At 44.3% G+C, this 11,840-nt stretch carries 10 protein-coding genes; 5 read left to right on the top strand and 5 right to left on the bottom strand.

Annotated features, from left to right (window positions below):
• The first annotated feature begins 237 nt into the window (after window positions 1–237).
• Window positions 238–876: a YchE family NAAT transporter gene (locus AB6E85_RS13230; protein WP_004734056.1), complete on the top strand. Its 639-nt coding sequence runs from the start codon at window positions 238–240 to the stop codon at window positions 874–876.
• A gap of 149 nt (window positions 877–1,025) precedes the next feature.
• On the top strand, window positions 1,026–1,871 hold the full coding sequence (locus AB6E85_RS13225; protein ID WP_048610604.1) for an ion transporter: 846 nt from the start codon (window positions 1,026–1,028) through the stop codon (window positions 1,869–1,871).
• Window positions 1,872–1,928: 57 nt separating this feature from the next.
• Here the strand turns inward: AB6E85_RS13225 and AB6E85_RS13220 are convergent, their stop codons facing one another.
• Window positions 1,929–2,450: a prepilin-type N-terminal cleavage/methylation domain-containing protein gene (locus AB6E85_RS13220; RefSeq protein WP_048611556.1), complete on the bottom strand. Its 522-nt coding sequence runs from the start codon at window positions 2,448–2,450 to the stop codon at window positions 1,929–1,931.
• 120 nt (window positions 2,451–2,570) lie between these two features.
• Window positions 2,571–3,689: an aspartate-semialdehyde dehydrogenase gene (asd, locus tag AB6E85_RS13215; protein WP_017629874.1), complete on the bottom strand. Its 1,119-nt coding sequence runs from the start codon at window positions 3,687–3,689 to the stop codon at window positions 2,571–2,573.
• 500 nt (window positions 3,690–4,189) lie between these two features.
• Here asd and nhaC point away from each other — a divergent pair, with 500 nt between their 5' ends.
• Window positions 4,190–5,626 (top strand): Na+/H+ antiporter NhaC, encoded by a 1,437-nt coding sequence (gene nhaC / locus AB6E85_RS13210; protein ID WP_017063453.1) that lies wholly within the window; start codon window positions 4,190–4,192, stop codon window positions 5,624–5,626.
• Window positions 5,627–5,730: 104 nt separating this feature from the next.
• On the opposite strand, the gene AB6E85_RS13205 is transcribed toward nhaC, so the two are convergent.
• The 3 genes from AB6E85_RS13205 to yejK all read right to left on the bottom strand — a co-directional run bounded on the left by AB6E85_RS13205 (window position 5,731) and on the right by yejK (window position 9,499).
• A complete protein-coding gene (locus AB6E85_RS13205; RefSeq protein WP_372142997.1) occupies window positions 5,731–6,909 on the bottom strand; it encodes a chemotaxis protein in 1,179 nt (392 codons plus the stop codon).
• Window positions 6,910–6,985: 76 nt separating this feature from the next.
• On the bottom strand, window positions 6,986–8,389 hold the full coding sequence (locus AB6E85_RS13200) for an Hpt domain-containing protein (protein ID WP_372142996.1): 1,404 nt from the start codon (window positions 8,387–8,389) through the stop codon (window positions 6,986–6,988).
• 105 nt (window positions 8,390–8,494) lie between these two features.
• Window positions 8,495–9,499: a nucleoid-associated protein YejK gene (gene yejK, locus AB6E85_RS13195; protein ID WP_017061190.1), complete on the bottom strand. Its 1,005-nt coding sequence runs from the start codon at window positions 9,497–9,499 to the stop codon at window positions 8,495–8,497.
• An 84-nt stretch (window positions 9,500–9,583) separates the two neighbouring features.
• Between yejK and AB6E85_RS13190 the strand changes: the two genes are divergently transcribed.
• Both AB6E85_RS13190 and AB6E85_RS13185 read left to right on the top strand, forming a co-directional pair.
• Window positions 9,584–9,811 (top strand): YejL family protein, encoded by a 228-nt coding sequence (locus AB6E85_RS13190; RefSeq protein WP_017068253.1) that lies wholly within the window; start codon window positions 9,584–9,586, stop codon window positions 9,809–9,811.
• A gap of 28 nt (window positions 9,812–9,839) precedes the next feature.
• Window positions 9,840–11,648, top strand: coding sequence for a DUF3413 domain-containing protein (locus AB6E85_RS13185; RefSeq protein ID WP_248639478.1), 1,809 nt, complete (start codon window positions 9,840–9,842; stop codon window positions 11,646–11,648).
• Window positions 11,649–11,840: the final 192 nt, after the last annotated feature.

Genomic DNA, 11,840 nt, shown 5'->3' with positions numbered 1-11,840 from the left:
ATTTCGTGCGTGGGTTAACAGTTACTCAATAAGAAGTTACAAAATGAAACACTACCGACCAGCTTGCAACAAGCCTAAAACAAAAGTGAGATTCAATTAGTTTTTCTAAAAAGAATCACCCGTTTCAAGTTAGTTTTTTTCATTCGTGAAAATGTAGTTTGTCCCTTACATTACGCGCCTAGACTATTCACAGATCAACCCTTCAACCTTAAAGTACGCTAACTGGAGATCGCTCTCATGCAAGGCTTAGAACTCGCAATCTTTATGCAATTCTTCCTTGGGCTTGTTGCTGCCGTAAACCCTATCGGCATCATGCCTGTTTTTGTTTCTCTTACTGCTCATATGCCGCCAGAAGAGAGGAACAGGACAGCCTTACAAGCAAACATTGCTGTTGCCGTGATCTTGATTGTGTCACTTGTTGCGGGGCAAATGCTGCTTGATATGTTCAGCATTTCACTAGACTCATTTCGTGTGGCAGGTGGTTTGTTATTACTGAGCATCGCGTTCTCGATGATGAGCGGTAAACTCGGTGAAGATAAGCAGAACAAACAAGAGAAATCTGAATACATCAGCAAAGAGCAAATTGGCGTTGTTCCACTTGCTATGCCGCTAATGGCAGGCCCAGGTGCAATCAGTTCGACGATTGTTTATGGTTCTCGCTACCCTGCTGCTATTGATACGGTCGGCATCGGCATTAGTATCATCGCATTCGCAACATGCTCTTGGCTTTTGTTCCGTTCAGCACCGGTTATCGTTCGCTTTTTAGGTCAAACGGGTATCAACGTTATTACACGTATCATGGGCCTGATTCTTGGCGCATTGGGCATCGAGTTCATCGCCAATGGCCTACGTAATCTGTTCCCAGGTTTGGCATAACGTTTAACGACATTTCGGTTGCTCTATAAAGGGCAACAATATTGATATATAGATGAGGCGAGTAAAGCAATTGGGCTTTCACTCGCCTCGTTATTATGAAGCTTGTATAATGACTGTTAATGCATTTAACAGAAGACGAACCTCTCCTTATGTCACGCAAGCCACTCAAGCATCATTTGTACGTCATTATCTTTGGTACTCACACGCCAGCCGGACGTGCATTTGATATATCTCTGATCGTTGCAATCTTGGCTTCGCTGTTGGTTCTGATCTTAGAATCCATCCCTAATGTGATGACCGAATGGTCACAACAGCTGCGTTATATCGAATACACCTTTACTGCACTCTTCACTCTTGAGTATTTGTTAAGGCTCTATTGCTCTCCAAAACCAAAATCTTACGCCACCAGCTTTTATGGTGTCGTTGACCTATTGGCGATTCTTCCGACCTACCTAGCGATCATCTTCCCAGGCGCTTCATTTATGGGTGTGGTGAGACTGCTGCGTGTAATGCGTATCTTCCGAATCCTAAAGCTGGTTCGCTACCTGCAAGATTCCAATATTCTGTTGCGCTCACTATTAATGGCACGACGAAAGATACTGATCTTCTTTAGCACCGTCGGCATCTTGGTGGTTATCTTTGGCGCACTGATCTTTGTTATTGAAGGTCCTGACAATGGCTTCACCAGTATTCCTCACAGTATCTACTGGGCCATCGTGACTATCACTACGGTCGGTTATGGTGACATGGTGCCGCAGACCGCGCTTGGTAAAGCCATAGCATCACTGACCATGTTATTGGGTTACTCTATCTTAGCGGTGCCGACCGGGATCATTACTGCAGAACTCAGTAATGAGATGAACTCGCACAAAGAGTTGGTTAAGTGTCCTAACTGTAACCGAGCAGGTCATGATTCGGACGCGATGTATTGCAAGCACTGTGCTAGCGAATTAGCGGATCCAGACAAGCGTGTCGTCACCGACGAGACCGAATAAAAACCAAAAAAAGAGCTCCTAAGAACTCTTTTTTTGTTAACTATCTAACTAAAGCAACTAACAGCCATCTGTGAAAACTTCCACTTGGTAGCCATCATTGGCTTCCATTGCGGCCGTGTATTTCACATAGCATTGGGTCTTCTCGATAGCGGTATTGAAGTCATTAGGAAGAACGTCCGACAAATATTCCGATCGGGTAATCAGCCACAGGTCAGGGTCGCTCACAGGCCCATTATTATGCGCTGCCCATGTCCATTCAGTCGTCAGGTCATGAAACCCTGAATCAATCGCTAAAAAGTTTTCCATTCCCCCTTTTTCAACCGCGGGGTAACCAAACTTCACTCGCCCATACTCAGGAATCAAATATGATTCTTGGTCTTCCATACCTTCCACGGCGGCTTTTTCAAACGCCAAATCAGCCGCAGTATGGACAGATGCTCCTAACCCTTCCATAACCGAAGCCCTAGCATCATGTTGTATGTTTAAAAACCTAGGTGCTGCAACAACCGCTAAAACACCAATAATGACGATAACAACAATCAACTCGATAAGAGTAAAACCTTTAAGGTTTGCTTTCATTTTCTAGCTCCAACTTTAAGACGCACGAAAGGTAAGGTTTTAAAGTCAGACTTCTGTCATCAGAAACAAAAAAAGCGCCCTAAGGCGCTTCTTCGTTAATTATTCTCAAAAATGAGGCAGTTACGCTTTCTCAGCAAGGATAATGCGTAGAGTACGACGTAGTGGTTCTGCAGCACCCCAAAGTAGTTGGTCACCAACCGTGAAGGCGTTTAGGAAGTCGTTACCCATCGACATCTTACGCAGGCGACCGACTGGTACAGACATTGTGCCTGTTACTTTCGCTGGTGTTAGCTCCTGTGCCGTGATGTCGCGGTCATTAGGAATCACTTTAACCCAATCGTTGTGCGTCGCGATGATCTCTTCGATTTCGTCCATTGGCACGTCTTGCTTAAGCTTGATCGTTAGCGCTTGAGCGTGACAACGCATTGCACCGATACGTACACAAGTACCATCAATTGGGATTGGCTGACCATCTAGACCAAGAATCTTGTTTGCTTCAACACCCGCTTTCCACTCTTCTTTGCTCTGACCGTTTTCACGCTTCACATCGATCCAAGGGATCAGTGAGCCCGCCAGTGGAGCACCAAATTGGTCTGTTGGGAATGAAGATGAACGAATCGTATCAGCCACTTTCTTATCGATATCAAGAATTGAACTTGAAGGGTTCGCTAACTCAGAACTTACGCTGTCGTTGATCACACCCATTTGTGAGATCAGCTCACGCATGTTCTTAGCACCCGCACCAGAAGCTGCTTGGTAAGTCATGGCACTCATCCACTCAACCATGCCTTTCTCGTACAGGCCACCTAGAGCCATAAGCATTAAGCTCACAGTACAGTTACCGCCAACGAACGTGTTGGTGCCACTGTGAATGCCTTGCTGAATTTGAGCCAAGTTAACAGGATCAAGAGTGATGATTGAATCAGCGTCCATACGCAGAGTAGAAGCTGCATCAATCCAGTAACCTTTCCAACCTGCTTGACGCAGTGCTGGGTATACTTTTGATGTGTAATCGCCGCCTTGACAGGTAATCACAGCATCAAGCTGTTTTAGGCTATCAATATCAAAAGCGTCTTGAAGTAGACCCGCATCTTTACCACCTAAAACAGGGGCAGGAATACCAATCTGAGATGTGCTGTAATAAACAGGCTCAATCAAGTCGAAGTCTTTCTCTTCAACCATACGTTGCATCAGTACAGAACCAACCATACCGCGCCAACCAACTAGACCTACTCTCATCGCTCACTCTCCATGTATAAATTTAAAATTGCTCTCCCCCATCTATAAGTTTTTCAGAAACAGAACTCAAGTGCTTTTTGTCAAAAAGTGTAACTTTTTCGTTTCTTTTAAGTGAACGTAATGAATCGTGCAGTTATCTCTGTATCGACATTCCATCTCCACCTCATTGATTAAGCGCTCATTATCGTCAGATTCAAACATTTACATCGCCAAAATCGATTCAATCGACGCTCATCACAAACAGTAAATCCCTCTTTTAAACCAAGGTTAATCAGAGTTTTATTTTACAAAACGAAAACAACGTGCGACAGATTTCAACATGTAACAATCATGAATGTAACAAAAATTTAGATTATGAAACCACAATTGATTGAGTTAACAGTCAAATATCACAACTTGGACGTATTTTTTCGATATAATAAACTAATTACTGTAGTGTCCGTTTTGCACCACACACTATAACGAAGCACTATAAATGCTCGAAATCACAAGAGGCTTTTATGAAGCAGAGTAAAACTCGCCTACCGAACCTATTGCAGGTATTCATCGCGTTAGGACTATTTCTATCCCTTGCTTTTTCCTTTACTGCAAAGCTTGACCTTCCAATTCAACTTGCCTTGTATATTGGCTGGTTCATTATCATGGTTCTTGGTATTCGTCTTGGACACCAATACAAAGACTTAGAAAAAGCAGCACTCAAAGGAATATCCAATGGCTTAGGCGCAGTTTTAATACTTTTAGCCGTTGGCGCTCTTGTTGGTACTTGGATCTCAGGCGGGATCGTACCTACTATCATTTACTATGGTCTGAAAGCTATCCACCCTTCTATCTTCCTTTTAGCGACCATGATCATCTGTTCTCTAACTGCATTGGCGACCGGTACTTCTTGGGGTGCTGCGGGTACAGCAGGTATCGCGATGATGGGTATCGGCCAAGGTCTAGGTGTTCCAGCACCGATTACTGCAGGTGCCGTACTGTCAGGTTGTTACTTCGGTGACAAGATGTCTCCGCTTTCTGATTCAGTGATTCTGGCTTCTTCAATGTCTGGTGTTGAAGTAGTTGAACACATCAAGGGCATGTTGCCAGTTGCGTTAATCAGCTACGTAATTACCGGTATCATGTTCACTGCGTTTGGTTTCCACTACGCAGGCAACGTTGATATGAGCCAAGTAGACTCTGTCATCAAAGCGATGGAAGTTCAGTTCTACATCACGCCTTACTCATTCGTTCCAGTACTTATCGTACTTGGTCTGTTGGCTTTCCGTATGCCTTCATTCCCGGTCATCAGCTTTGGTTCTCTGCTGGGTATTATCTGGGCAGTCATGATCCAAGATATCGACTTCCTAACGGCATTCAACACTGCTTGGGCACCGTTCTCAATCTCATCTGGCGTCGAGTTTATTGATTCGATTCTTAACCGTGGCGGCATGTCTTCAATGCTAGGTTCAGTTGCGGTTATCGTATTTGGTCTAGGTTTCGGTGGCTTACTGGATAAAGTGGGCGTACTAGAGACAATCGCTAAGGTGTTTGAGCGCCGCGTAAACAGTGCAGGTTCACTAGCGACGAGCACAATTGGTACGGCTTTCATGGGTAACGTGTTCGGTTCTGCAATGTACGTATCGTTAATCCTTACGCCAAAAATCTGTGCGAAAAACTACGACCGTTTAGGCTACAAGCGTAAGAACCTATCTCGTAATGCTGAGTTTGGTGGCACGCTAACGTCGGGTATGGTTCCGTGGAGTGACAACGGCATCTACATGGCGAGTATTCTTGGTGTTGCGACGCTGTCTTACGCACCCTTCATGTGGTTAAGCTTCATCTGTATCATCGTGACTATAGTGACGTCTTACATGGGTTGGTTCGTTGATAAGTGTGAACCAACAGCACCAGCGTTTGAAGCTGAAGAAGCGACAGAGTTAAGCAAGCAACAAGCTTAAGTTCAGGAGCTAACGCTTTCGAACTAACTCAAAACGTTAATAGATAAATGCAAAAAGAGCGCCCTAGAGCGCTCTTTTTTTGATCTGCTGATTTACTTATTTATCTATCTATTGGCGGTTCGTTTACCCAACCAGTAACCGATACCTAACGGGGCAAAGAACACCACTAAGATAAACAGGATGAAGTAAATAATCACACCTTTGATTAACTCCATCAGTTTATCAATTGCAAGTACCACCACCTCTTGAGAGACACGATCAAGGTCTTGAGTGAACAACTCTCTTTCTGAAGTCACAATGCCAGCAATCTCGATGCGCTCTTTCGCAATCATCTCTACCAGTGCTTCTCTCTCACGTGTGACCATTTTTTCTAACGCCACACGTTCATCGCTCAGCATCGCTAATTTTTGGTCGGTTTTATCGCTCAGGTCGTTGAGCAATGGCTGCATTTCTGTCGACATAATAGAAGCCAGTGTTTGCATGTATTCCGGGTTGTTCTCAATGAAGTCTTGCATGCTTGCTGATGTTTGACGAAGGCTTTCCAGCGTCATCGATAGGTCTTCACCCGTTAGTGAGCTATTCAATGCAACCAGCTCCGCCTTCCACGACATCAGTTTCGGTGTCTGGTCAGCCATAAGGCTTAAACGATCAGATGCGTCACTCATGGCTTCTGGCATGGTGCCTAAGCTCTGAACGATTTGCGATTCGTCTTTACCAAGGTAACTTAGCCATTCACGGTAAGCAGGTGTGCTTCTGAATGTGAGGTCTTTAAACGGGTGGCTAGCAGCAAACTGAGCAACGAACGCTTTGCTGCTTTTGAAATCACTCGAGCTCAATACACCCTTTGCCAGTTTCTCAGCTTCTTGGTCAAGAAAACGAGAAGTCTCTACCGCATCATCCGTCACGAACAGATCCGCACCATCGCCTTGGCTATAAAACTGATTCATTTGGGCAGTGAAAACCCACGAGTCAATTAATGCAGACATAGGGGAAGTTTGGTAAGCCGCTTGTTGTAAGCCCTGCTCTGCATGGATCTTCCAAAGCAACACATAAGATTGATGTAAGGTGTCATCAGCAGGGTAAGATTGCGCGATGAGATCGGCCGAGTCTTCTACTCGTGTAAAGAACATCTTGGCGTATTCACGAGTCATGACCCGAGCATTTAACTCTTGTTGAGTGAGAGGCGTCGTTTGACTATCTAACTTAACTTCTAAGAGAGAACAACCACTTAGCACAATGCTAAGCACCAACACCATCCAACTTCGACTCGAAACTCGTAACATATAAACCTCTGACAAAGACTAAGGGCGCGGATTGTATGAGCGCTTCGTCAGAGTATTGTCAAAAATCCTGTAAAAGTTAACGCTGACTGTCTAAATATTCATGAGCAGAATCCACAGAGGCTTTTATGGCCTGCTCTAGTTCAGCCAAATCATGTTCACTGATCGCTCTGGACTGCTTCATTGTCATTTCAATACTTGCGGCAATGATGGCTAACCGAGACGCTTTAATACTGCCGGCCACACCTTTTAAGCTATGTACAATGCGAGCCGCGGAGGTTTCATCTTTAGTCAACAAAGACTTAAACTTCTCGTAGTCACTGGCGTGGTCTTGTACAAACACACCAAGTAAGAGTTCGACAGATTCAGCATCACCATCGAGCGTTTCTAACATGTCTTCAATATCAATCGCAGGCTTTGAATCTGTGACACTGGCAATGTGTTTCTCTACTACTGGCGCCTGCTCAGAGGCTTGCTGAATAGAGTCTTGCGGTACAACGGGTTGGCTTGTAACGTTAACGCTCTGCGGAGGTTGAAGGTCGGAAGACTGTCTCGTTGAGGTGCTCTCGGATACATAAGCGTCGTGATCTGCTTGTTTCACTGCTGAGGAAACAACATCGCTAGAAGAAGCGTCTTCCTTACTTGAATTAATTTCTAGTTCCGAGCTGAATTCTTGGTCTGCTTCTTTCATCGTTTTTGTGGACCTAACGCCCCAAAACACTATCCCGCTCATCGCCACCAAGCTTAAGCCTAGCATCACCAACAATAGGTTGAATTGACGATCATGGAACTCAGCTTCGAGTTTTATGATCTGTTCATTTACTGAGTTTTTCTTAATCTTATCAACCAAATAGTTAAGCTGAGCGTAATCACTCAACAACGCTGACGCATCAGCCAGTAACTGCTGGAGTGCATCTTGCTCTTCGGTTTCTAGTGAATAAGATTTGTCCAGAATGGAATCAAAGGCGCGATAAGTCGCTGACGAGCTTTGATTGTCAGAATACATGGCTTCAAATACCACAACGCCGAATTCATTGAGGAGTGGTTTTAGCTTAGGTGAAAGCTCTTTATCCGCACGCAAGATCTTAATATTATCAACGATGTCTTGAACTTGGCTTTCGATTGGAATGAACTCATCGAACTTTTCAAGGAACTGATCAGCTACGTACAACAGTTGGTTCACATCAGGACGAAACAAGGCGTGTTGGAAATCTGATTCAATCTGCAGTCGGATCGAATAAACCAACTGAGCATCGAGTGCGAGATCATTGATACGGGAGACTCGAAGCGGTTCTGAGAAATAAAGCGATTGCCTCAATTCGTTGACTCGAATACCGAGTTCTTCAATTTGAGCAAGAGAATTGGTGTAGGAACGGCTTAGGTTAAGAAGAGCCAATGAAGGAAGTAGCCACAGAGCCAAGAGCACAACCAAGAAGGTGGCTGGTTTTTTAAAGCGTTTGGGCTTTGCTACTGATTGTTCCATCTATATTCCTTGTGCGTGTTAACTTGAAGCCATGACCGTAGCTAAAAGATTAAGCACAAAATAAGCGACAACGTCCTGCTGCCGCTTTTATCCGTTAACTTCGGACTATGACTTATTGCGAGTCAGTTGGTCACGTAAGTTCGGTGGAGTGCCTTTAATCGTTAGCGTGTCTGTCTCTGGATCGTAAAAGATACGTTCGCCTAGAAGCAGACTATCAAAACTAACATTCAAACCGCCACCAGCACCAACAAATTTTGTTAGTTTACGCATAGTTGCGCGATCGGCTGGGAAGCTGTCCTCTAACTCGTAGCCTTGCTCACTAGTATAGTCAAAGAAGCTTGTGCCATCTGTGCTCGCTGGCAACTCACCAGAAAGTTCACGAACTTGCACTTCATCGCCCGCTTTAAGCTGCTCGTTACAGTAATCCGCAACCTGCTTTTTGTAGCTGATCGCTTCTTCTTTCTCTAATTTAGAGTCAGAAACGAAGTCTTCTACCGCTTGCATCAGTACTTGGTTTTGCTGTTTCGCATCCAAACCCACTTCAGCTTGTAAGAAATCTAAGAAGAAATCCGCGACTTTACGGCCAACACGTCCTTTAATGTAAGTTAAGTAACGGTTTGACTCTTTATCAGTCTCATAAGTTGAAAGGTCTAGGCGAGCCGCGATATCCATTTTTGAGATATCAAGGTAGTCAGTCGCACTAATATCAAGCCCTTCAGTTACCTTTAGGCTTTGGTTTGAAGGCAATAAACCAATGAAAAGGTAATCTGTTGCAAGTGACTGATATTCAGCCATTACCAAGATACCTTCGTCAGCGAATGGGTACTTTGATAGTTCGTCTTTTAGACGTTGCGCACTCTTTTGAGAAAAATCGTAAAAGTTTGTCTCACCAGCACGAAGTTGATGCAACCACTGCTGGAATTCGCTGTCAGATTTGAAAGAACCAAACCCTTTGCCTGCTTTTGAATTAAAAACACGGTGAAGTTCAGCAACTAGGCTTTCAGATGAAGCATCGTTTTCTAGAGATTCAGCACGATAGTTAACAATCAGCTCATCCTGATCGTTCTTGCTCAGCTGGTGTAAAATTACGTTGGAAAGGTGAAGGCTCATAGTGAAAATATTACCGTTCAGGTTTCAGTTGTCGTGCATAGTAGGTTATCATAAGCCGCTTTTACTATCATTATTAGAGTCCTTATGCCGATTATATCTAAATACACAGATGATCAAGTTGAAAAAATCCTAGCTGAAGTAGGTGCTGTACTATCTAAGCACAAAGCTTCGCCAGAACTTTCACTGATGATCGCTGGAAATATCGCAACCAATGTCTTAAATCAGAATGTTGCTGCTTCACAACGCAAAGGAATTGCTGAAAAATTTGCCGAGGCTTTAATTTCTTCTCTTGAAGATAAAAAGTCTCACTAAATTTGATTGACGGATAAAAGAATTATAAATGGTAGACAGCGCAAACTCATATAGCGATCGTGTATCTCGACTGGTTGGTTGGGGTCACTGGTTTGCATTTTTCAACATCATTGCTGCGATGTTGATTGGTACTCGTTATATTACTCAATCTGCTTGGCCAGAAACCTTGCTAGGTCAATTCTATTTGGCTGCATCGTGGGTTGGTCATTTTGGCTTTTTAGTGTTCGCGCTCTATCTATTAGTGCTGTTCCCGCTCACTTTTATTCTTCCGTCGAGGAAGTTATTACGTTTGGTTGCCGTTATCTTCGCGACCATAGGTTTAACTGTCCTACTGATTGATACCCAAACGTATCAAAATATAAACCTCCACCTGACGCCTGTCGTGTGGGAGGTTTTATTCAGTGGAGAGGAATCTGCATTCACGTCTGATTTGCAGCACCTCTTCATTGTTATGCCATTTATCTTCTTACTACAGCTTGGTCTGTCTGAGTGGGTTTGGCGTAAGCAGCGTAAACTGTCTCATAAACACATTGGCCGTCCGATTACTGCCGTCTTCTTCCTGTGTTTCATCAGCAGCCACTTGACCTACATGTGGGCTGATGCGTATTTCTATAACCCAATTACTAGCCAGAAAGCGAACTTCCCACTGTCTTACCCAATGACAGCGAAAAGCTTTATGGAAAAACATGGCCTATTAGACCGTGAAGAGTACCTTGAGCGTTTAGAAGCGAACAAAGAGAACGTAAACCTAGTTAGCTACCCGCTAGAAAAAATTCAATACAACCGCCGCAGTGATGATCTTAATATCCTGATGGTGAGTGTGAACAACCTTCGCTCTGACGCACTTAATGCGACAGCGATGCCAAACAGCTATGCCTACGCACAACAGTCGATCAACTTCACCAACCACTACAGTTCAAGTAACGATATGTTTGGTATTTTTGGCTTGTTCTACGGCCTACCGAGCAGCTACGCAAGCAGCATTGAAGCTCAAGGGTCAAGCGCAGTATTGCTCGATGTTTTAGAGAATCACGATTACAAGTTCGCTGCTTTCAGTGGCGACAACTTTAGTGATGCACTGTACTCGGATATCATCTTCCGAGGCCGTGATGTGATGCCAGAGCAAGCAACTTATGATGACCAGAGTGCCATAAAAGCTTGGTCTGACTGGATTCAATCACCGCAAGCTAAACGCCCTTGGTTTAACTTTATTGAACTAACTACACTGGATAACTTCGCCAGCTACGATTCAAGTTCAGAGTCGGACTCTACGCTAACGACAGCAGAGCGTTTTGCAGCAGACTATCAAAAGTCAGCGACTGCGGCCGATGCTCAGCTAGCAACTATCTACGCTGAACTAGAACGCTTAGAGCTCGCCGACAACACAGTGGTTATCATTACCTCTAACCACGGTACTGAGTTTAACGAAACCAAAACCAATAGCTGGGGTGCAAACTCCAACTACAGTCGTTATCAATTACAGGTGCCACTGTTTATCAGCTGGCCTGGTAAGTCTGCTTCTGAATACACTCACCGTTCTAGTCATCTAGACGTGTCAGTAACACTGATGCAAGAGCTATTGGGTGTATCTTCGAACCCAACGGATTTCAGTAGTGGTCGCAGCCTGTTTAATGAGCGTAGCAGAAAGTGGATCCTCGCGGGCGATTCTCGTGAACTTGCGCTTGTTACTGATCAGCAAACAACGGTGCTAGATAAATTTGGTAACTACAAATTGTACGACCAGAATTACAAGCGCCTGAAAAACGTAAGCCCTCGCTTACCTGTATTGATGCAAGGCCTCACAGAGCTACAGCGTTTCTACACAAAAAATGACTAAATAATCAGCAAACAGAAAAGGGAAGCCAATGGCTTCCCTTTTTTATTGCCGTGAATGATTAGAAAACAAGCAACAAAACAAAATTATGAAAATTAAGGGTTTACAAGATCCTCCACCCCTTATATTATTCACGCCACTGGAGGGATGGCTGAGTGGTCGAAAGCACCGGTCTTGAAAACCGGCAACCGTTAA

The organism is Vibrio sp. 10N.247.311.51, assembly GCF_041467855.1.
GTDB lineage: Bacteria > Pseudomonadota > Gammaproteobacteria > Enterobacterales > Vibrionaceae > Vibrio > Vibrio coralliirubri.
Note: the sequence above shows the minus strand (reverse complement) of the source record. Positions and strands in the feature narration are given on the sequence as shown.

Bases quoted from the DNA above. Each gene is read 5' to 3' on its own strand.
- AB6E85_RS13230 (WP_004734056.1), top strand. From the start codon at position 238: ATGCAAGGCTTAGAACTCGCAATCTTTATGCAATTCTTCCTTGGGCTT.
- AB6E85_RS13225 (WP_048610604.1), top strand. From the start codon at position 1,026: ATGTCACGCAAGCCACTCAAGCATCATTTGTACGTCATTATCTTTGGT.
- AB6E85_RS13220 (WP_048611556.1), bottom strand. From the start codon at position 2,450: ATGAAAGCAAACCTTAAAGGTTTTACTCTTATCGAGTTGATTGTTGTT.
- asd (WP_017629874.1), bottom strand. From the start codon at position 3,689: ATGAGAGTAGGTCTAGTTGGTTGGCGCGGTATGGTTGGTTCTGTACTG.
- nhaC (WP_017063453.1), top strand. From the start codon at position 4,190: ATGAAGCAGAGTAAAACTCGCCTACCGAACCTATTGCAGGTATTCATC.
- AB6E85_RS13205 (WP_372142997.1), bottom strand. From the start codon at position 6,909: ATGTTACGAGTTTCGAGTCGAAGTTGGATGGTGTTGGTGCTTAGCATT.
- AB6E85_RS13200 (WP_372142996.1), bottom strand. From the start codon at position 8,389: ATGGAACAATCAGTAGCAAAGCCCAAACGCTTTAAAAAACCAGCCACC.
- yejK (WP_017061190.1), bottom strand. From the start codon at position 9,499: ATGAGCCTTCACCTTTCCAACGTAATTTTACACCAGCTGAGCAAGAAC.
- AB6E85_RS13190 (WP_017068253.1), top strand. From the start codon at position 9,584: ATGCCGATTATATCTAAATACACAGATGATCAAGTTGAAAAAATCCTA.
- AB6E85_RS13185 (WP_248639478.1), top strand. From the start codon at position 9,840: ATGGTAGACAGCGCAAACTCATATAGCGATCGTGTATCTCGACTGGTT.